Source organism: Streptomyces sp. NPDC021080 (genome assembly GCF_044333225.1).
Taxonomy (GTDB): domain Bacteria; phylum Actinomycetota; class Actinomycetes; order Streptomycetales; family Streptomycetaceae; genus Streptomyces.
This window is the reverse complement of record NZ_JBIRQM010000018.1, coordinates 62,833-81,866: the sequence shown is the minus strand read 5'-3', so window position 1 is coordinate 81,866 and position 19,034 is coordinate 62,833. Positions and strand designations below refer to the sequence as shown.

At 73.1% G+C, this 19,034-nt stretch carries 19 protein-coding genes; 11 read left to right on the top strand and 8 right to left on the bottom strand.

Annotated features, from left to right (window positions below; genetic code table 11):
* Positions 1-94: 94 nt before the first annotated feature.
* Entirely contained in the window at positions 95-1,504 is a 1,410-nt protein-coding gene (locus tag ACH4S8_RS35770; protein WP_398401704.1) for a hypothetical protein, read from the top strand.
* Positions 1,505-1,552: 48 nt separating this feature from the next.
* On the opposite strand, the gene ACH4S8_RS35765 is transcribed toward ACH4S8_RS35770, so the two are convergent.
* Complete coding sequence (locus tag ACH4S8_RS35765; protein ID WP_398401702.1) at positions 1,553-1,966, bottom strand: VOC family protein; 414 nt, start codon at positions 1,964-1,966, stop codon at positions 1,553-1,555.
* A gap of 325 nt (positions 1,967-2,291) precedes the next feature.
* On the opposite strand from ACH4S8_RS35765, the gene ACH4S8_RS35760 reads away from it, so the two are divergent.
* The 3 genes from ACH4S8_RS35760 (at position 2,292) to ACH4S8_RS35750 (ending at position 5,432) form a co-directional block, all read left to right on the top strand.
* Positions 2,292-3,890, top strand: a complete 1,599-nt coding sequence (locus tag ACH4S8_RS35760) for an ABC-F family ATP-binding cassette domain-containing protein (RefSeq protein ID WP_398401700.1) — start codon at positions 2,292-2,294, stop codon at positions 3,888-3,890.
* Positions 3,891-4,263: 373 nt separating this feature from the next.
* Complete coding sequence (locus tag ACH4S8_RS35755) at positions 4,264-4,485, top strand: helix-turn-helix domain-containing protein (protein WP_006123601.1); 222 nt, start codon at positions 4,264-4,266, stop codon at positions 4,483-4,485.
* A gap of 143 nt (positions 4,486-4,628) precedes the next feature.
* A complete protein-coding gene (locus ACH4S8_RS35750) occupies positions 4,629-5,432 on the top strand; it encodes an enoyl-CoA hydratase/isomerase family protein (protein ID WP_398401698.1) in 804 nt (267 codons plus the stop codon).
* Positions 5,433-5,743: 311 nt separating this feature from the next.
* Here the strand turns inward: ACH4S8_RS35750 and ACH4S8_RS35745 are convergent, their stop codons facing one another.
* Entirely contained in the window at positions 5,744-6,649 is a 906-nt protein-coding gene (locus tag ACH4S8_RS35745) for a nucleopolyhedrovirus P10 family protein (RefSeq protein WP_398401696.1), read from the bottom strand.
* An 87-nt stretch (positions 6,650-6,736) separates the two neighbouring features.
* On the opposite strand from ACH4S8_RS35745, the gene ACH4S8_RS35740 reads away from it, so the two are divergent.
* The 5 genes from ACH4S8_RS35740 to amaP all read left to right on the top strand — a co-directional run bounded on the left by ACH4S8_RS35740 (position 6,737) and on the right by amaP (position 9,244).
* The gene (locus tag ACH4S8_RS35740; RefSeq protein WP_398401694.1) at positions 6,737-7,219 is read left to right on the top strand and encodes an Asp23/Gls24 family envelope stress response protein; all 483 of its coding nucleotides are present in this window, start codon (positions 6,737-6,739) and stop codon (positions 7,217-7,219) included.
* A gap of 137 nt (positions 7,220-7,356) precedes the next feature.
* Positions 7,357-7,542: a hypothetical protein gene (locus tag ACH4S8_RS35735; RefSeq protein WP_398401692.1), complete on the top strand. Its 186-nt coding sequence runs from the start codon at positions 7,357-7,359 to the stop codon at positions 7,540-7,542.
* Between the two features lie 3 nt (positions 7,543-7,545).
* Complete coding sequence (locus ACH4S8_RS35730) at positions 7,546-7,968, top strand: Asp23/Gls24 family envelope stress response protein (RefSeq protein WP_398401690.1); 423 nt, start codon at positions 7,546-7,548, stop codon at positions 7,966-7,968.
* The gene (locus ACH4S8_RS35725) at positions 7,965-8,660 is read left to right on the top strand and encodes a DUF6286 domain-containing protein (protein ID WP_398401687.1); all 696 of its coding nucleotides are present in this window, start codon (positions 7,965-7,967) and stop codon (positions 8,658-8,660) included. The genes ACH4S8_RS35730 and ACH4S8_RS35725 overlap by 4 nt, the downstream gene beginning before the upstream one ends.
* A 5-nt stretch (positions 8,661-8,665) precedes the next feature.
* Positions 8,666-9,244: an alkaline shock response membrane anchor protein AmaP gene (gene amaP / locus ACH4S8_RS35720; protein ID WP_398401685.1), complete on the top strand. Its 579-nt coding sequence runs from the start codon at positions 8,666-8,668 to the stop codon at positions 9,242-9,244.
* A 71-nt stretch (positions 9,245-9,315) separates the two neighbouring features.
* On the opposite strand, the gene ACH4S8_RS35715 is transcribed toward amaP, so the two are convergent.
* The 6 genes from ACH4S8_RS35715 to ACH4S8_RS35690 form a co-directional block, all read right to left on the bottom strand.
* On the bottom strand, positions 9,316-10,071 hold the full coding sequence (locus tag ACH4S8_RS35715; protein WP_398401683.1) for an SDR family oxidoreductase: 756 nt from the start codon (positions 10,069-10,071) through the stop codon (positions 9,316-9,318).
* A 14-nt stretch (positions 10,072-10,085) separates the two neighbouring features.
* Positions 10,086-11,900 (bottom strand): glycoside hydrolase family 15 protein, encoded by a 1,815-nt coding sequence (locus ACH4S8_RS35710; RefSeq protein ID WP_398401681.1) that lies wholly within the window; start codon positions 11,898-11,900, stop codon positions 10,086-10,088.
* A 168-nt stretch (positions 11,901-12,068) separates the two neighbouring features.
* Positions 12,069-12,860 (bottom strand): SURF1 family protein, encoded by a 792-nt coding sequence (locus ACH4S8_RS35705; protein ID WP_398401679.1) that lies wholly within the window; start codon positions 12,858-12,860, stop codon positions 12,069-12,071.
* 91 nt (positions 12,861-12,951) lie between these two features.
* Positions 12,952-13,185 (bottom strand): hypothetical protein, encoded by a 234-nt coding sequence (locus tag ACH4S8_RS35700; RefSeq protein ID WP_078943477.1) that lies wholly within the window; start codon positions 13,183-13,185, stop codon positions 12,952-12,954.
* Between the two features lie 78 nt (positions 13,186-13,263).
* Positions 13,264-14,262: a DEDDh family exonuclease gene (locus ACH4S8_RS35695; RefSeq protein WP_398401676.1), complete on the bottom strand. Its 999-nt coding sequence runs from the start codon at positions 14,260-14,262 to the stop codon at positions 13,264-13,266.
* 202 nt (positions 14,263-14,464) lie between these two features.
* Entirely contained in the window at positions 14,465-17,044 is a 2,580-nt protein-coding gene (locus ACH4S8_RS35690) for an MXAN_6230/SCO0854 family RING domain-containing protein (protein WP_398401674.1), read from the bottom strand.
* Positions 17,045-17,343: 299 nt separating this feature from the next.
* Here ACH4S8_RS35690 and ACH4S8_RS35685 point away from each other — a divergent pair, with 299 nt between their 5' ends.
* A complete protein-coding gene (locus tag ACH4S8_RS35685; RefSeq protein WP_398401672.1) occupies positions 17,344-18,141 on the top strand; it encodes an acetoacetate decarboxylase family protein in 798 nt (265 codons plus the stop codon).
* Complete coding sequence (locus tag ACH4S8_RS35680) at positions 18,141-19,025, top strand: SDR family NAD(P)-dependent oxidoreductase (protein ID WP_398401670.1); 885 nt, start codon at positions 18,141-18,143, stop codon at positions 19,023-19,025. The genes ACH4S8_RS35685 and ACH4S8_RS35680 overlap by 1 nt, the downstream gene beginning before the upstream one ends.
* The last annotated feature ends 9 nt before the right edge of the window (positions 19,026-19,034 follow it).

The window sequence follows — 19,034 nt, the reverse complement described above, 5'->3', positions numbered from 1 at the left end:
CGGGCACCCCGGGAGGGCCCCGCTCCCGGCGCCCCCGTGGCCTGCGAGGGCATTCCGTTTGGGTTTTCGGACCGTCAACCGCAAGACTGCACCCGTGACGTCCCGTAACCCGCGCGACTCCAGGCTCCGACTCGTCAGCCCGCGGTCCCTCGCGACCGCTCCCCGAGAGGTGACCCAGCGCCGTACACGCCGCCCCGCACCGCGGCCGCCGGAAGGCACACCGCCGCCCGCGGAACTCGCCCGCATGGCGCGAACGCGTCTGTCCGACGCGGCCCGGGTGGCCCGCTGGGCCGACGCCGTCCTGCGCCCGGGGCGCGACGGAGCGAACCCCGACGGCAAGGGAACCCTCTCCGACGCCACCGCGCAGCGCGCCGCCACGGATCTCGGACTCACCCCGGTCCAGGTCCGCGGCGACTGGGACACCGCCCGCCTGGCCGGTCTCATCGAGGTGCACGGCGACGACGCCCGCCCGGGATGGCGGCTGCGCGCCTGGAGCCGCGACGACAGCGCCGTCCTGCGCGGCTGGGTCGCCCTCTTCGACGCCTGGTCCCTCGCGTACCCCGAGCCGGTGGAGCGCGAGCCCGCGGCCGTCGCCGAGGTCGTCTCCGCGATGCCCCAGGTGCTCTCCTTCCTCCAGCTCTCCGCCGGGCCCGTCCCGGTGGACCAGCTTCTCGACCTCCTCGGACAGCGCGTCACGGAACTGCGCACCGAACGCTGCGAGATCTCCTACGGCCCCGAGCCCGCGACCGAGCCCGCCCCGGAACCCGCCGAGGTCCCGGACGCACCCCTCGCCCCGCTCCTCGACTGGGCCCTGCAGGCCCTCGCCTCCGTCGGCGCTCTGACCTACGGCGAGGGACAGGCCACCCTCACCGCCCTCGGCAGCTGGGCGGTCTGGGTCAAGCTGGAGCAGATCTGCGTCGCCGCGCAGAGCCCCGCCGGCAACATCGAGCAGTCCGCCGAGGACATGCTCCGCGGCTGCGCCCAGCTCCGACCCAACGCCGCCCGCGCCGAGTACCGCGCCTGGCTCGCCGCCCGCCCGGTCGGCGGAGCCGTCACCGAACTCATCGACGCGGCCCGCGGCGAGGACGCCCTCACCCGCGGCCTCGCCTTCGAGGCGCTGCGCGTCGTCGGCGCCCCCGCCGAGCCCGATGTGCGCGCCGTGGCCGAGGAGACCCCGCTGCGCCCCTACGCCCTGCTGTGGCTCGCCGAGCACGACGGCTACGACCCCGAGGACGCCCACGAGGTCCTCACCCGCGCCGAGTCCACCTGGCTGTGGGTCGACACCGCCGCCGCCGTCGCCGACCACGGCGAGGCCCCGCTCCTCGTCCGCCACCTGGAGTCCGCGGTGCAGCCCACCGTGCCCGCGCTCCTCGACGAGGTGCGCGCGGTCGGGCACCCGCGCACCGTGCAGGTGCTGGTCGCGCTCGCCGCCGCCCACCCGGACCCGGCGCTCGCCAAGGCCGTGCGCCGGGCCGCCTTCCAGGTGCACACCGGGGGGAGCTGACCGGCCCGTCCGGCCCGAGGCCGCCGCGGGCCGGACCCCGGGGCGGTCCTACGCGCCCGTCTCCGGGGCGTAGGTGCCGAAGCTCCAGATGTTGCCCTCCAGGTCGCGGGCCATGTAGTCCCGCGAGCCGTAGTCCTGGTCGGCCGGGGCCATCAGGATCTCCGCGCCGTGGTCCACGGCCCGCTGGTGGTGGGCGTCGACGTCGTCCACGACGATGTACACCCCGCACGGGCCCGCGTTCTTCATCGCCTCGTCGAAGCGGCCCCCGCGGCCCTTGGAGCCGAGCAGCACCGCGCCGTTGCCCTGCACCAGCTCGGCGTGCATCACCGAGCCGTCCTCACTCTCGTAGACGGACAGCTCGGTGAAGCCGAAGGCCTCCGTGAGCTGTCTGATCGCCGCCTTCGCGTCGGTGTACAGCATCGAGGGGTAGATGCTCGGGCGCCCGCCGTCCGTGCCGGCCATGCCGATACCTCCGTCTTGTCGCGCGGTGCGGATTTCGATCCGCCGCCCAGTCTGGCACCGGCCACTGACAACGCCCCGCGGCCCGGCGGCCCGCCGCACCGGGACGTGCCGCACCGTGCAGTGCCGCGGTCGGCGAAGTCCTGGTCGCGGACGATCCCCGGCGCCCCGGGACGGGGCGAGTGTCACAGTCCCGGACGCCCGCACACCGGAAAAGTGCTTGCACCGCCCCGTTAGACTTGGCCCATGGCCATTCTCCTCGCGCATTAGACGGCGGGAACGTCCTCAGCCGCCCGCCCCGCCACCTATCCCGCTCTGGAGCCTGTCCGTGATCTCCGCCTCCGGTATCGAGCTGCGCGCCGGTGCCCGCATCCTCATCGAGTCCGCCACCTTCCGCATCACCAAGGGCGACCGCATCGGCCTGGTCGGCCGCAACGGCGCGGGCAAGACGACGCTCACCAAGGTCCTCGCGGGCGAGGGCCAGCCCGCCGGGGGAACCGTCGCCCGCTCCGGCGAGGTCGGCTACCTCCCGCAGGACCCGCGCACCGGGGACCTCGACGTCCTCGCCCGCGACCGCGTCCTGTCGGCCCGCGGCCTGGACGTCCTGATCCGCAAGATGCGCGAGAACGAACAGCGCATCGCCAACGGCTCCGGCGCCACCCGCGAGAAGGCCATGCGGCAGTACGAGCGCCAGGAGACGGAGTTCCTGACCAAGGGCGGGTACTCCGCCGAGGCCGAGGCCGCGACCATCGCCGCCGCGCTCAACCTGCCCGACCGCGTGCTCGGCCAGCCCCTGCACACCCTCTCGGGCGGTCAGCGCCGCCGCATCGAGCTGGCCCGCATCCTCTTCTCGGACGCCGACACCCTGCTGCTCGACGAGCCGACGAACCACCTCGACGCCGACTCCATCGTCTGGCTGCGCGACTACCTGAAGACCTACCGCGGCGGCTTCATCGTGATCTCCCACGACGTCGACCTCGTCGAGACGGTCGTCAACAAGGTGTTCTACCTGGACGCCAACCGCGCCACGATCGACGTCTACAACATGGGCTGGAAGCTCTACCAGCAGCAGCGCGAGGCCGACGAGAAGCGCCGCAAGCGCGAGCGCCAGAACGCCGAGAAGAAGGCCGCCGCGCTGAACGCGCAGGCCGACAAGATGCGGGCCAAGGCCACCAAGACGGTCGCCGCGCAGAACATGGCCAAGCGCGCCGACCGGCTGCTCTCCGGCCTGGAGTCCGTCCGTGTCTCCGACAAGGTCGCCAAGCTGCGCTTCCCGGAGCCCGCGCCCTGCGGCAAGACCCCGCTCATGGCCGAGGGCCTGTCGAAGTCGTACGGCTCCCTGGAGATCTTCACGGACGTCGACCTCGCCATCGACAAGGGCTCCCGGGTCGTCATCCTCGGCCTGAACGGCGCCGGCAAGACGACCCTGCTGCGCCTCCTCGGCGGTGCCGAGAAGCCCGACACCGGAGAGGTCGTCGGGGGCCACGGCCTGAAGCTCGGCTACTACGCCCAGGAGCACGAGACCCTCGACCCCGAGCGCACGGTCCTGGAGAACATGCGCTCCGCCGCCCCCGACCTGGACCTGGTCGAGGTCCGCAAGACCCTCGGCTCGTTCCTGTTCTCCGGCGACGACGTCGACAAGCCGGCCGGCGTGCTCTCCGGCGGCGAGAAGACCCGGCTCGCGCTCGCGACCCTCGTCGTCTCGTCCGCGAACGTCCTGCTGCTCGACGAGCCGACGAACAACCTCGACCCGGCCAGCCGTGAGGAGATCCTCGGCGCGCTGCGCACCTACAAGGGCGCCGTCGTCCTCGTCACCCACGACGAGGGTGCCGTCGAGGCGCTCCAGCCGGAGCGGATCATCCTGCTCCCGGACGGTGTCGAGGACCTGTGGGGCGCCGACTACGCCGACCTCGTGGCCCTCGCCTGAGTCCCGCGCGGCCCCCTGGAGGGGGCCGGTACCGCGTGATCGATTGACTGATCCACTCCGTATGGATCATTCGGCCGATCCGTGATCCATCATCTGTGTGAGATCTCCTCGTACCGGGGTGTGTCGTACATCGATTTCACGGCCGAGTCCTTTGTTCCCAAGGGCTCGGCCGTTTTGCGTCGCTGACCAGGCACTTCGCCGTGGAACCCGTTCGGCGGTACGGGTCGCACCACCCGGAATTCTTGATTCCACTCGTGGGGACGGGCTCCTGTCGTCAAAACCTTGTCTTACGGACCTTGCCGAATGGGTGGCCATGGCGCCCGAAAGGGGTGATCATGAGAGTCCAGAGCGCACTTCCCATGAGGAGGACCGGGTGGCCGAGACTCTGAAGAAGGGCAGCCGGGTTACCGGCGCCGCGCGCGACAAGCTCGCGGCAGACCTGAAGAAGAAGTACGACTCCGGTGCGAGTATCCGAGCGCTGGCCGAAGAGACCGGCCGCTCGTATGGCTTCGTGCACCGGATGCTCAGCGAGTCGGGTGTCACGCTCCGAGGGCGTGGCGGTGCGACGCGGGGCAAGAAGGCCGCCTCGGCCTGAGGCCGGGCGTCCCCATCGGCTTCGGTGGTGACCACCCGGTCGGTCGGGTGACCGGCCGGGTGGTTACTGTGCAGTCACTTAGGTGCGTTCCTCGTCTGGTCGAGGCACGTGCCTGATCCGACCGCACCCATCGGAGGCACCGCATGGCTTCGCTCGACAAGGATCTCGACCCGGTACTCGACCAGGACGGCGTACGGCTCACCGTCGACGGCGCGACCGCCACGGTGACGCTGACCAATCCGGCCAAGCGCAATGCCCAGAGTCCTGCTCTCTGGCGGGCCTTGACGCAGGCCGGTCGGTCACTGCCGGGCTCCGTCCGGGTGGTCGTCCTGCGCGCCGAGGGACAGTCCTTCTCCGCCGGGCTCGACCGGCAGGCGTTCACGCCCGAGGGCTTCGACGGGGAACCGTCGTTCATCGACCTCGCGCGCGGCTCCGACGCCGAGCTCGACGCGACCATCGCCGAGTACCAGGAGGCGTTCGCCTGGTGGCGGCGCAGCGACATCGTGTCCATCGCCGCCGTCCAGGGGCATGCCATCGGCGCGGGGTTCCAGCTCGCGCTCGCCTGTGACCTCCGCGTCGTCGCCGACGACGTGCAGTTCGCCATGCGCGAGACCAGCCTCGGTCTGGTGCCCGACCTCACCGGGACGCACCCGCTGGTCGGCCTCGTGGGGTACGCCCGTGCGCTGGAGATCTGCGCCACGGGCCGCTTCGTCCTGGCCGAGGAGGCCGAGCGCACCGGACTCGCCAACCTCGCCGTGCCCGCAGCGCAGCTCGACGCGGCGGTCGGCGACCTGGCCGCGGCGCTGCTGGCCGCGCCGCGGGACGCCGTGATCGAGACGAAGGCGCTGCTGCGCGGGGCACAGGAACGGTCGTACGAGGAGCAGCGCACCGCCGAGCGGGCGTCCCAGGCCCGCAGGCTCCGCGACCTCGCGGGCGTGGGCGAGTAGCCCTCCGGGCGCGCACCGGGCTCTTTGCTCCCGCCCTTTCGAGGCGGCACCCGGTGTCGCAGGGCGCCCCGCCCCGCAACGGTCGAACTCCTGAGGACCGGGCGCCGAGGCCCCGGTCCGCGGGGCTCACGTGTTCCGGGGGCGGGTGCGCTGCCGTGCGTACGTCGTACTTTCCCGGGCGGACGTCTCGGCTTGCGGTGGTCGCGTTGCCGGACGGGGCCCGGCCCGCGGTGGTCACGTTCTCGGACGGTTGGGTGCCCCGGCCCGCGGTGGTCGACGTTCTCGGGCGGGGGTGTCCCGGCCCTCGGTGGTCATGGTCGCCGTGACGGGGTCCCGGTCCCCGGGGTCACGGCGGTCACCAGTACCGCCACGGTCGGAGCGTCCCGTGCGGCCTCGGCGACCGCGGCCCTGACCGCCCGTGCCACGTCCACCGCCCGTCCGTCCCCGGAGACCTCCAGCTCGACGCGGATGTGGCGGCGCGGCAGGGCCGGTTCCGCGGCGGGCGCGCTCTCGACGTGGACCGGCCGGCCCAGGGCGTCCGTCAGACGGATGACGCCAGGGACGGCCAGGGCGGCCGCCGCGATCCGGGCCTCCTCGGGGTCCTTCGGCACGGACGCCGTCCCCGTGCCACCGGCCGCCCCGCCGTCGGCCGTGTCCCGAGTCCCGTCGGCCGCCCCGTCTCGGGTCCTCTCCCGTACGCCGCCGGCCGCCCCGCCGACGGCGCTCTTCCGTACGCCGTCGGCCGGGGCCGCCGCGGGCGTGCCCCGTTCCGTGCCCGCCGGGTGTTCCGAGGGTGCCTCGTCCTCCTCCAGGAGGTCCGTCACCCGTAGGTCCACCTCCGTGACGTCGAGACCCAGGCGCCGCGTCGCCGCGGACACCACGGTCAGGCGCAGCCGGGCCGCGACGGCCGGAAGGGGTTCGGTGCCCTGGGTCGTGGGATCCGCCGAGGCCCCGAACTCCGCGGTGACGCGCAGCGGGCCGGGCGGCAGGGCGCTGGGCGGAGGCGGTACGGCCGGTGTGCCGGCCAGGTCCGGGTCGGCGAGCGCGATCCGCAGCACCCCGAGCCGCACCCCCGCCACGGTCGCCGTCTCACGCCGCAGCACCGCCTCGGCCGCCTCCTCCGTGATCCACGCGCCGTCGAGTGCGAGCCCCAGCGGCAGGAGTCTGCCGAGCCCGAGTTGATGCCGTACCCCGTGTGTCCACCGATCCGCCGTCATCGTTCCAGCGTGCCCCATCCATGGCGCGCGATCGCGCGACCCGACCTACTGTGAGCAGAGGAGGACGACCGAAAGGGACGTACGGCGATGACCGACATGACCGAGCGGAACCGGACGGACAGCCCCGACACCGAGAAGGAGCCCCAGCAGACCCGTAAGCCCACCAGGCGCGGCGGCGGAGACCCCGCCACGCGGGGACGGACCACGATCGCCGACGGAGTCGTGGAGAAGATCGCCGGGCTCGCCGCCCGCGAGGTGTTCGGTGTCCACACGATGGGCAGCGGGTTGAGCCGGACCTTCGGAGCGGTACGCGACCGGGTGCCGGGCGGCTCCAAATCCGTGTCGCGGGGTGTGAAGGTCGAGGTCGGAGAGGTACAGACGGCGCTCGACCTGGAGATCGTCGTCGAGTACGGCGTGTCGATCACCGACGTGGCCGGAGCCGTGCGCGAGAACGTCATCGCCGCGGTCGAGCGCATGACGGGGCTCGAAGTGGTGGAAGTCAACATCGCGGTGAGTGATGTGAAGCTTCCCGAGGAAGAGGAAGAAGAGCCGGAGACACGGCTCCATTGACCCCCGGGGCCACCGGACACCCGGTCACCGGAACATCCAGTCCCTTGGTCACCGGAACACTCGGTCCCCGATGACCGGGCACACCGGCCGCCGCACCATGAGTGATCCCCCGGCCACCGACCGCTGAGGAGCGCACTATGAGCTTGGCCGTGATCGGCATGATCGCCGGAATGGCGCTGGGCTTCGCCGGGTACTTCGGCGGTTTCGGCGCCTTCCTCCTGGTGGCCGCTCTGGGGGCCGTCGGGTTCGTCGCCGGACGGTTCCTGGAGGGGGACATGGACATCGGCGACTTCTTCCGCGCCCGAGACGACCGGCGGCGGTGACGCGTGCCCGATCACGCCGACCCGCCCGGCGAGACCCGGCCGGGCCTCGCGATCGTCCCGCCCCCCGAGCGGGGCGCCACCCGGATCGCCGACCGTGTCGTCGCGAAGATCGCGGCGCGCGCGGCGCGCGAGGCACTGCCACCGCTGCCCGCCGACGCCGTGTCCCCGCACGCGACGGTCGTCGTGCGGCGGCAGGCGTCGGGCTCCGGGGGCACGGACGGCACCCCGACGCACAGCGCCCGGGTCCGGGTCAGCCTCGAACTCGGCTACCCCGCCGACATCGGCGCCCAGTGCGGCGCGGTGCGTCGTCATGTCGCCGAGCGGGTAGAGGCGTTGGCGGGGATGGAAGTGCCCGAGGTGGCCGTCCAGGTGGAGCGGCTGCATCTGACGCACGAGTCCGGCGCGGTACAGGGGAGGACGCGATGAGCGAGCCCCAGGGCTCTAAGGACACCCGGAAGACACCCGTACTGGAGAAGCCGCAGCAGTCGGAGAGCGGGGACGGTGCGGGCGCCCTCGGGCAGTCCGCCTCTTCCGCCGCTTACGAACCGCTGGGCACCGCCGGCGACGAGGACGGCAGTCAGGGCCGGTTCTGGTCCGCCCGCCGTGTCCCCGCGGGCATCCTCGCGTTCCTGCTCCTGGTCGCGGCGGGTGCCTTCCTCTACGACGTCGTGGCCGTGCGTGCCGGACGCTCCGCGCTGTACTGGCGGACCTGGCTGGCCCGGCAACTCGCCGAACGGCCGCTCGACGACACCGCGGTCCTCGTCGGCGCCGGGATCGCCGCCGTGCTGGGACTGTGGCTGGTCGTCCTCGCCGCCACACCCGGACTTCGGGACGTGCTGCCGATGCGGCGCACCCATGCCGACGTCCGGGCCGGACTGCACCGGGGCGCCGCCGCGATGGCGCTCCGCGACCGATCCATGGAGGTCGCCGGTGTGCAGTCGGTCCGCGTGCGGGTGAAGCGCCGTAAGGTCGACGTCCGCGCGGTGGCGCACTTCCGGGAACTCGACGACGTGCGCGCCGATCTCGACACCACGCTCGCCGACGGCATCAAGGGGCTGGGACTGGCCCGCTCGCCCGCCCTGTCGGTGCATGTCGCGCGCCCCGGACGGAAGGGGTGAGGTCCGTGCTGCGGATCGTCAACCGTGTACTGATCGGCTTCATCGGGCTCGTGCTGCTCGTCCTCGGCGGCTCCGTGCTCGCCGTCGGACTCGGCGTACGACCACCGTCGTGGTGGATCTACGACGGACGGCACGACGTGCTGCTCAGCACCGCCGAACGGACCAAGTGGCGGGACCAGGGCTGGTGGTGGCCCGTCGTCATCGCCGCGCTCGCGGTGCTCCTGTTGCTCGCCCTGTGGTGGCTGGTCGCCGTCGTGCGGCGCCGTCGGCTCGCCGACGTGCTCGTCGACACCGGCGACGGCTCGGGCGCGCTGCTGCGCGGACGGGCCCTGGAGGGCGTGCTGGCCGCCGAGTCGGCTCGCCTCGGCGGCGTCGAGCACGCCGACGTCCGCCTGACCGGCCGGCGCAGCCTGCCCGAGGCACGGGTGCGGCTCCTGCTGGAACCGCATGTGGACCCCGGGCACGCGCTGCGGCTGCTGACCGTGGAGGCGCTCGCGCACGCACGGGACTCGGCCGGTCTCGCCGCCCTCCCGGCCGAGGTGCGGCTGCGCGGCGTCAAGCACCGCGCCGAACGCGTGACCTGACCGGCCGCGGCTCGCGGAGGTTCCGGAACCCGCCCCGCGGAGGTTCTTCGGATCCCGTCCCGCGGAGGGTTCTAGAACCCGCCCCGCATTCCGCCGTCCACCGGAAGCATGATGCCCGAGAGGTACGACGCGGCGGGGGAGAGCAGGAACGCGGCCGCGCGGCCGAACTCCTCCGGGGTGCCGTAGCGGCGCAGCGGGATGCGGGCCTCGTTGGCCGCCCGGGTGGCCTCGGGATCGGCGGACAGGCCGTCGAGCTGACGGACGCGGTCCGTGTCGATGCGGGACGGCAGCAGCCCGACGACGCGGATGCCGCGCGGGCCCAGTTCGTTCGCGAGGGACTTGGCGAAACCCGCGAGGCCCGGGCGCAGACCGTTGGAGATGGTGAGCCCGGGGATCGGCTCGTGGACCGAGCCGGAGAGCACGAAGCCGATGACCCCGCCCTCGCCGAGTTCCTCGGCGGCGGCGCGGGCGAGGCGTACCGCACCGAGGAAGACCGACTCGAACGCCACCATCCACTGTTCGTCGGTGTTGTCCGCGGCGAACCCGGGCGGCGGTCCGCCGACGCTGATCAGGATGCCGTCGAAGCCGCCGAAGTGCTTCCGGGCGCCGGCGATCAGCCGGGCCGGGGTCTCGGCGGCGCCGTTGTCGGCCGCGACCCCGACCGCGTTCGGGCCGAGCGCCGAGGCGGCGTCGGCCGCGGTGTCCTCGTCGCGTCCGGTGACGACCACCTTGGCGCCGTCGGCGACGAGTTCGCGCGCGGCGGCGTTGCCCAGGCCGCGGGTCGCTCCCGTGACGACGTACACACGATCCTTCAGTCCAAGATCCATGGCCCTATCCTCCCTCATCCCGGTGGGACGGCCCCGTCCGCTTCGCCCGCCTCGTCGACGCCGAACAGGCTGAGTGCGGACACCACGAGACCGATGTGGCTGAAGGCCTGCGGGAAGTTGCCGAGCTGGCGGTCCGCGACCGGGTCGTACTCCTCGGACAGCAGACCCAGGTCGTTGGTGAGGCCGACCAGCCGCTCGAACAGCTCGCGCGCCTCCCGCGTACGGCCCGTCAGATGCAGCGCGTCCGCGAGCCAGAACGAGCAGACGACGAAGGTGCCCTCGCCGCCCGGGAGTCCGTCGATCCCGGTCGTGGCGGCGCTGTAACGGCGTACCAGGAAGCCGTCCGGGGCGAGTTCCGCGCGGACCGCGTCGACCGTGCCGATCACCCGCGGATCGTCGGGGGGCAGGAAGCCCACGCGCGGGATGAGCAGCAGGGAGGCGTCCAGTTCGGTCGAACCGTAGGACTGCGTGAAGGTGTTCCGGACAGGGTCGAAGCCGCGTTCGCACACCTCCCGGTGCACCTCGTCGCGCATCGCCCGCCAGGCCTCGATGTCCCCGTCGAGCGCCGGGTCGTCCTCCAGGGTGCGCACCGCGCGGTCGGCGGCCACCCAGGCCATCACCTTGGAGTACACGAAGTGCCGGCGCGGGCCGCGCACCTCCCAGATCCCCTCGTCGGGCTGCCGCCACGCCACCCGGAGGAACTCCATCATGGCGCACTCCACCCGCCACATGTGGGGCCGGGACGGCAGGCCGGAGCGCCGGGCGAGCGACAGCGAGTCGATGACCTCGCCGTACACGTCGAGCTGCAGCTGCTCCACGGCGCTGTTGCCGACCCGCACGGGCGAGGAGTCCGCGTAACCGGACAGCCACGGGATCTCGTACTCCGACAGCCGGCGTTCCCCCGACAGGCCGTACATGATCTGCAGGGCCGCCGGGTCGCCCGCGACCGCGCGCAGCAGCCAGTCGCGCCAGGCCTCGGCCTCCTCGTGGTAGCCGGCCGACAGGAGCGCGCCGAGGGTGAGGGTGGAGTCGCGCAGCCAGCAGTAGCGGTAGTCCCAGTTGCGGACGCCGCCGATCTCCTCGGGCAGCGAGGTGGTGGGGGCGGCCACGATGCCGCCGGTCGGCGCGTAGGTGAGGGCCTTGAGGGTGATCAGGGAGCGGACGACGGCGTCCCGGTGCGGTCCGTCGTAGCGGCAGCGGGCCGCCCACGCCCTCCAGTCCTGGACGCTGGTCTCCAGCGCCTCGAAGGGGTCGCACAGCGGCGGCCGGGGCCGGTGCGAGGGGTGCCAGGTCAGGACGAAGGCGACCTTCTCGCCCGCTTCCAGGGTGAACTCCGAGTGCGTGCGGAAGTCCTTGCCGTAGGTGTGCACGGGCGGCTCGCTGCGCAGCCACACCGAGTCCGGCCCCGCGACCGCGACCCGGTGGCCGTCCGAGCGGCGCATCCACGGCACGACCGAGCCGTAGTCGAACCGCAGCCGCAGCAGACTGCGCATCCGGACCCGGCCGCTGAGGCCTTCGACGACGCGTACGACATCGGGGGCGTGCTCGCGCTGCGGCATCAGGTCGGTCACCCGGACCGAGCCCTCGGCGGTGTCCCACTCGGTGTCGAGCACCAGCGTGTCCGGACGGTAGGCGCGCCGGGTGCACACGTCCGCGCCCTCGGGCGCGATCCGCCAGTGACCGTTGTCCTCGTCGCCCAGCAGGGCCGCGAAGCAGGCCGCGGAGTCGAAGCGGGGCAGGCACAGCCAGTCGACGGAGCCGTCGCAGCCCACGAGAGCGGCGGTCTGTTCGTCCCCGATGAGCGCGTAGTCCTCGATGTGTCGGTGCACGGTGGACGGGTTCCCGAACGGGGCAACGGCCAATCGGGCCGCCAGAGTGGCGTGCGCGCCCGTGCGCGGCGGGCGGTGCGCGGCGGGACGGCGAGCGAGCGAGGGGCGGGGCGGCGGACGGAAGCGGCGGCGCAGGACGGACGGGAGCCGCGAGTGCCCGCCGCCGGGCTACACGCCCGCCGGCTCCGCCTCGGGAGCGCTCTGCGCGGCGGCGGCCTCCGCCCGGTCGCGGCGCTCGCGGCGGACCAGGACCACCCAGCCGACGGGGACGCCCGCGGAGAACAGCCACCACTGGATCGCGTACGCCATGTGCGGTCCGATGTCGCTGTGCTCGGGGTCCGGGATCAGCTCGGGGGAGCCGCCCTTGGGCGCCGGCGCGGTCTGCTCGACGTAGCCGCCGAGGACCTGCCTGCCGAGCCGCCGTGCCTCCTGCCCGCTGCTGATCAGCATGACCTGACGGGCGGGCAGGCCCCGGACGTTCTTGATGCCGCTCTCGGCGGTCGTCTGGTCGGCCATCAGCCGGCCGGTGACGGTGATCTCGCCCGGGGCGGGGGCCGGGATCCTCGGGAAGGCGGTCTGCGCGCCGTCCGCCGGGACCCAGCCCCGGTTCACCATGAGGACCCGGCCGTCGTCCAGGACGAACGGGGTCAGGACGTGGTAGCCGACCTCGCCGTCGGCGTTGGTGCGGCGGCGGACGACCTCTTCGTGCGCGGTGTCGAAGCGGCCCTTCGCGGTCACCCGGCGGAACAGGTCGTCGTCCCGGATCTGCCGGCCCGGCGTGGTGACCGTCTCCACGGGAACCGGCTTCGCGGCGAGCGAGTCGGAGATCACCGTGTTCAGGGCGACCTTGTGCTCGTGCCGGTGGAGCTGCCAGAAGCCCAGCTTGATCATCGTCGGGATGAGCGCGAGGGCCACGAGGGTGAGGATCACCCACTGCCGGGTCAACAGGAAGCGGTACACCCCATTGACGGTACTCGGCATGATTCGGCCCCCGACGGGAGGGTCCCGCCGGGGGCCGGGCGATGTCCTGTCCGGGGGGACGGGCCGGGGCTCAGACCTTGTCGACGATCCCCGCCTTCCCCTCCGCGCGGGCGCAGTGCGCGCCGCAGTACCAGTGGCCCTCGACCTCGACGCCCTGGCCGATGACCTGAACGCGACAGTGCTCGCAGATCGGGGCCATCCGGTGGATCGCGCAGGAGAAGCAGTCGAATACGTGCACGGCACCCTGTGCGTGCACCTCGAAGGTCATTCCGTAGTCATTGCCGCATACTTCGCATCTCGCCATGCGCCACAGGGTGGGGTGCCGCGGCGGCGCGGGCGAGCGGGCGCGGGGCGAGTCGCCCGTCAATCACCCGTACGCCCGTCACTCTTCCGACGCGGGTTCGACGTCGCGCAGGAGCTGTCCGAACGCGGCCTCGTCGACCACCGGTGTCCCGAACTGCCTGGCTTTGACCACCTTCGACGTGCCGGAGTCCGGGTCGTTGGTCACCAGCAGACTGGTGAGCCGGGACAGGCTCGTCGCGACGTGCAGCCCGGCCTCGACGGCCCGGTCCTCCAGCAGTTCGCGGTCGACGGACGTGTCCCCGGAGAACGCGATCCGCATGCCCTGCTTGAGCGGTTTGTCCGCCGTGTACCGCCCGGGGTTCGGGTAGGGGCACGCGGGACGCTTGCGGGAGGGGCGCCAACTCCCCGACGGGTAGCCGCCGGACGCGTAGCCCCCGGACTGCCGCCCGGTCCGCGGGGCCGCGGCGCTGTCGGACCACTCCTTGAGCGGCAGGCATTCCAGGAGCGGCAGCCGCACCCCGCCCTCCGCGGCGGCGCGCAGGCTCGGCCGGAACGCCTCGGCCAGCACGCGCGCGTCGTCCAGCGCGTGGTGCGCCCGCTGCTGTACGACACCGAAGTGCGCGGCCAGCGACTCCAGCTTGTGGTTGGGCAGCGGCAGGCCCAGCTCCTTGGAGAGCGCGATGGTGCACAGGCGCTGGCGCACCGGAGCCTCGCGCTCCGCGCGCGCGTACTCCCGCGCGATCATCGACCAGTCGAAGACCGCGTTGTGCGCGACCAGCACCCGGCCGGCGAGCCGGGCGGCGAACTCCTCGGCCACCTCGTGGAAGAGCGGTGCCCCTGCGAGCATCTCGCTCGTCAGACCGTGGATCCACACCGGGCCCGGGTCCCGCTCCGGATTGACCATCGTGTACCAGTGGTCCTCGACCTCGCCGCGCGCGTCCAGCCGGTAGACGGCGGCGGAGATTATCCGGTCGTCGCGGGCCAGTCCTGTGGTCTCCACGTCGACGACCGCGTATCCCTGCGGATACGCGGCCGGCCAGGAGGCAGGGGGCGCTGCGGTCGTGAGGTCTTCGAGCATGGTCAATGAGGATACGGGCCCCGGCTGACATCCCGGCCCCCGCCTTCCCCGGCACCGGGCCCCCGACCACCCCAGTGCCGGGCCCCCGACCACCCCGGCACCGGGCCTCCGACCACCCCGGCACCGGGCTCCCGCGACCCGCGACCGGGTCCCGTGCGCACGGTCCCGGCGGTCGGCACCGGCGGGCCCGGCGCCGACGCGTTCAGCCGAGCGCCGCCACCAGGTCCCCGGCCGTCAGGGGCGTCAGACCGCAGCCGTCGGCCGGGCCGGGCAGCAGCCGGTACACGGATCCGCTCGCGCCCTCGGGGGCGACGCCGCCGTGCACCAGGGCGAGCAGCACATGCCTCTTCGCCGCAGCCTCGGCGGCGAGCCCCTCCGGGTCCTCGGCCGGCCGCCGCCGCTGCGGGGGCTCCAGAGCCCGTATCCGGACGGCGAAGGCCACGTCCGTCTCGCCCTCCCCGCGTGTGTAGTGCCACAGTTCCCCGAGCGACGGCATCCGCCGGATCACGACGACCTCGTCGGTGCGGGCCGCCGCGTGCCACACCGACAGGTCCCACAGGGTCGTACGGCCGGTGGTGAAGTACTGGAACAGGTCCTTGCCGACGCGCCCGAGGTCGGCGCTGTGCCGGTACACGCTGTGAAAGCCCTCGGACGCCGGCAGATGCAGGTCGGTCCAAAGGAACGTACGGCGCTCCAGATCGACCAGCAGCGGGACGTGGACGCGCGAGTCGCCCTCCAGGTCGTAGCGCTGGCGCACCGTGCGGGGGTCGTACGAGGCGTCGCGCCCGTCCTTCGAGGGCAGGGCCATGAAGCCGGCGAAGGCGTCGAGAAGGTGCTCGAAGGCGATGTCGTTGAAACTGAAGACGATGGGTACGGCGAAGCGCACGGGGCCGCCCGAGAGCGCCGCGAGGTCCAGGTCCACGTATTCGGTGGCGCCGTCGGGCGCCGGGGCCGACGTCAGGTCCCCGGAGTGGACGATCGCCCGCTCCCCGTGGACGAGATTCGTGTAGTCGCACACCCCGACGTACGTCCACTCCTCGTCGTACAGCGCGACGGACAGATCGAGGTCCACGCGGATCTTCGCGGGCTGCGTCCAGTGCAGGAACAGGCGCAGGACCTCCCCCTCGGGGAGCGGCCGGCTGCTGCCGCGCGGCACCGAGACCAGCGCCTTCGCCGACGCGCGCTCGGCGGAGGGGACGGCCAGGTCCGCGAGGTCCGCGTCGAGGACGGCGAGGTCGAAGCGCGGGCCGGACGACAGCCGGCGCACGGCCTCGGCCTCGAGCAGCGCGCAGACGCCGTCGGTGACCGCCTCGGACAGCGGGGCCCGGGTGTCGTCCAGGGTGAAGGAGTGGGTGACCTTCCCGCGCGGGAAGAACACCCGTCGCTCGCCCGGGAGATGGCGGACCCGCAGCCGGCCGAGCGCCGCGAGCAGCGGACCGGGACCGGCCCCCGGGAGCACCCGCCGCAGGGTGTCGGCGAAGGCGTCGGGCAGTTCCTCCAGTTCGTGCAGGCGCAGCAGGTGGTCGAGCCTGCGCAGCAGTTCGCCGGGCCGCCGGGCGAGCAGGTCCAGCGCGCGGGGGAAGTCCTTGTCGCGCAGAGCCTGTTCGGTGTGCGCGCCCCAGGAGTCCGGCTTGATCCGGGAGCCGTCGACGCGGACCGCCTCCGGGTGCGCGGCCGCCGTGCGCAGCAGGGCCTCGCCGAGCGGCGTCGCGGAGGTGTCGGTGCCGCGCAGCACCGCGAAGGCGAGGGCGGCCTTCGGCTGCCGCTCGTACCGCTCGTAGGGGTGCAGGACCTGTGCGGCGCGCTTCCACGCGACCGGATGCCGCAGTACGTCCTCGACCAGCGACGCCGCCTCGAACCCGTCGAGCACGGCGAGCAGTTCGCGGCGCAGCGGGCGGGGGATCGTCCGGAAGGGGCGGAGTTCGACGAGATCGGCCTCGCCGCCCGACCAGACCTGCAGCAGCCGCAGCACGTCGGTCGCCGTGGTGAGGTGCGCGGCGAGCAGCGGGCGCACGGCCGCGCGCGTGCGCCGGTCCAGCAGGAGCATCCCGAGCACCAGCGCCTTCGTCTCACGGACGGGGATGTCCGCGGGCAGCCAGTCGAGACCGGTGGGCGCGTGTCCCAGCAGCAGCTTCACATCGTCCCGGTCCTGCGGCGGCAGCGGCGTCCGCCGGGCCAGCAGCCGGAGCAGCGCCTTCGTCGTGTCCGCCCGCAGGTCGGTGCCGAGGGCCAGCAACTTCAGCGGGCCGACCGGCTGTTCGCGCTGCAGCCGGGGTGCGGCAGGCTTCAGGAAGGGGTCCGCGCCGTCGATCCGGCGGTGGCACAGCGGACAGCCGGCGTAGTCGCCGCCGTCCCAGCAGGTACGGCACACCAGATGGGCGCACGGCGACACGGGATGCACGCTGCCGACCGTGGCGCACAGGACGCACGGCTGGGCGGGCCACTGCAGCAGCAGGGTGAAGACACGGTCGACGTAGAGCTGGAAGGTGTCGTCGGGCACCGAGGCCGGGAAGCTGCGGAACAGCGGCATATGGGTGCGGTCGGCGCCCAGTTCCGCGTCGATCTGCCGGATCAGCGTGCCGCCGGCGTCCGCGAGTCCCGCGGGGCCGAGCCAGGCGAGCGCCGCGCGCAGTGGTGCCGTCGGGGCGAATCCCCGGTCGAGCAGTTCGGTCTCCAGGGCGACCAGGCCCTCCGTCGTCGCCGGGTCCCCCGGCCGTGGCCCGGCCTGGTCGACGTAGACGGTTCGCAGGCGGCGGAGCAGCACGGACGACAGTACGGACAAGCGGAGATCTCCCGGGAGCCGGAAAAGTGGGTGAGGCGGAGGCGGAGAGTGAGCGCGCTACGGGTGTCAGAGAAAGAGAGAAGGAAGCACGCTTGCGGAGCCGCCCCCGCGATCGGTGAGTCTAGGGAGGGCCCGGTCCGTGGGGCCACCGATTATTTCCGGGGCCCGGGGGACGGCCCGTCGCGCCCCGGCGCGGAACCCGTGGATCCCGGTCCGCGCATGGCTATGGACCTTTCGCCCGTGCGGTGCAAGCGTGCTGCGCGCCCCAGCAGGTAGCGCCTACGAAGGGCGGTACGGACATGGCACGAGTGAGGTACGGCGCGCGGACCGAGGCGGAGATCACCGCCGCGCGCACCACGAGTTCCCGACTCCCCGACATCTGGTCCACCGGAGTCGTGGCCGTCTGGGAGAGCGACCCGGACGCGGTCGCGGCGGTTCTGCCGCCCCCGCTGAAACCCACCGCCCGGCCGCTGGTGCGGGTCAGCGTCAGCAAGGTCGATCTGCCCGGATACCCGCTGGGGGCGGGCTCGTTCGCCGTCGCCGCCGCGCACGGGGACGTCGAGGGCTGGTATCCGCTGGTCATGCCGATGACCCACGAGCGGGCCCTGATCGGCGGCCGCGAGGTCTTCGGGGAGCCGAAGAAGCTCGGCGAGGTGACCGTCGAGCGCGACGGGCTCGTCGTGCGGGGCGTGCTCGCCCGGCACGGCATCGCCTTCGTCGAGGTGCGCGGCGCGGTGAGCGGGACCCTGCCGCTGCCGGAGCCCGCGCAGAAGACCGACTTCTACTTCAAGTTCCTTCCCGCGGTGGACGGTTCGGGGTTCGACGCCGACCCGGTCCTCGTGCACTGCCTGCGCGAGGAGAAGGTCCGCAGGCTGGAGCGGGTCACCGGGGACGTCGTCCTGCGCGAGTCGATGTACGACCCGGTCGCCGATCTGCCCGTGCGTGAACTGGTGGAGATCACCTTCGGCGAGAAGACCTCCGGCCAGCGGGGCAGGGTCGCCGAACGCGTCAGCGCGCAGGCCCTGCTGCCGTACATCCACCAGCGCTACGACGATCCGCGGCAGATCCTCGACGGGCCGCCCGAGGGGAGCGCCTGATGGAACTGCGCGCGGGACAGGTCGCCGTCGTCACGGGTGCGGCGAGCGGTGTCGGGCTCGCGATGGCCCGGCGGTTCGCGGCCGACGGCCTGACGGTGGTCCTCGCCGACGTCGAGGAGGGCGCGCTGGAGAAGGCCGCCGGGGAGCTGCGCGAGGACGGCGCGGACGTCCACGCGCGCGTGGTGGACGTCTCGGAGCGCTCCGAGGTCCTCGCGCTCGCCGAGGACGTGTACGCCACCTGCGGCGCGGTGCACGTCCTGTGCAACAACGCCGGTGTCGGCTCCGGTGCCGAGGGCCGGATGTGGGAACACGACCCGAACGACTGGAAGTGGGCCTTCGCCGTCAACGTGTGGGGCGTCTTCCACGGCATCCAGGCGTTCGTGCCCCGGATGCTCGCCGGCGGCGAACCCGGCCACGTCGTCAACACCTCGTCCGGCGACGGCGGGATCGCCCCGCTGCCCACCGCCTCCGTGTACGCCGTCACCAAGGCGGCCGTGGTGACGATGACCGAGTCGCTGTACGCGCATCTGAAGGCGGAGCACGCGCGCGTGGGCGCCTCCGTGCTGTTCCCCGGGCCGCACATGCTCCGTACGGGCCTGTGGGAGTCGCACCGCAACCGGCCCGCGCGGTACGCGAAGGAGCGGCCCCGCAGGACCCCGTACCGCAGTCTCGCCCAGTGGGAGGCCGCGATGAACGAGGCGGGCCAGGAGGTGCGGTTCACCCCCGTCGAGGAGGTCGCCGACCTCGTCGCCGAGGGGATCCGCGCGGGCCGCTTCTGGCTGCTGCCCGAGAGCGAGCACAGCGACCGGCAGATCCGGGCGCGGTCGCGGTCGATGCTCGAGCGGGCCGATCCGTCGTACCTGGAAAGTTTCATCCTCGACTGAGGGGGCGCG

What these genes read in the sequence shown, in the direction of transcription:
- ACH4S8_RS35695 (WP_398401676.1), bottom strand. Translation starts at nt 14,262, where the DNA reads ATGCTCGAAGACCTCACGACCGCAGCGCCCCCTGCCTCCTGGCCGGCC.
- ACH4S8_RS35735 (WP_398401692.1), top strand. Translation starts at nt 7,357, where the DNA reads ATGAGCTTGGCCGTGATCGGCATGATCGCCGGAATGGCGCTGGGCTTC.
- ACH4S8_RS35740 (WP_398401694.1), top strand. Translation starts at nt 6,737, where the DNA reads ATGACCGACATGACCGAGCGGAACCGGACGGACAGCCCCGACACCGAG.
- ACH4S8_RS35685 (WP_398401672.1), top strand. Translation starts at nt 17,344, where the DNA reads ATGGCACGAGTGAGGTACGGCGCGCGGACCGAGGCGGAGATCACCGCC.
- ACH4S8_RS35750 (WP_398401698.1), top strand. Translation starts at nt 4,629, where the DNA reads ATGGCTTCGCTCGACAAGGATCTCGACCCGGTACTCGACCAGGACGGC.
- ACH4S8_RS35700 (WP_078943477.1), bottom strand. Translation starts at nt 13,185, where the DNA reads ATGGCGAGATGCGAAGTATGCGGCAATGACTACGGAATGACCTTCGAG.
- ACH4S8_RS35725 (WP_398401687.1), top strand. Translation starts at nt 7,965, where the DNA reads ATGAGCGAGCCCCAGGGCTCTAAGGACACCCGGAAGACACCCGTACTG.
- ACH4S8_RS35715 (WP_398401683.1), bottom strand. Translation starts at nt 10,071, where the DNA reads ATGGATCTTGGACTGAAGGATCGTGTGTACGTCGTCACGGGAGCGACC.
- ACH4S8_RS35745 (WP_398401696.1), bottom strand. Translation starts at nt 6,649, where the DNA reads ATGACGGCGGATCGGTGGACACACGGGGTACGGCATCAACTCGGGCTC.
- ACH4S8_RS35765 (WP_398401702.1), bottom strand. Translation starts at nt 1,966, where the DNA reads ATGGCCGGCACGGACGGCGGGCGCCCGAGCATCTACCCCTCGATGCTG.
- ACH4S8_RS35680 (WP_398401670.1), top strand. Translation starts at nt 18,141, where the DNA reads ATGGAACTGCGCGCGGGACAGGTCGCCGTCGTCACGGGTGCGGCGAGC.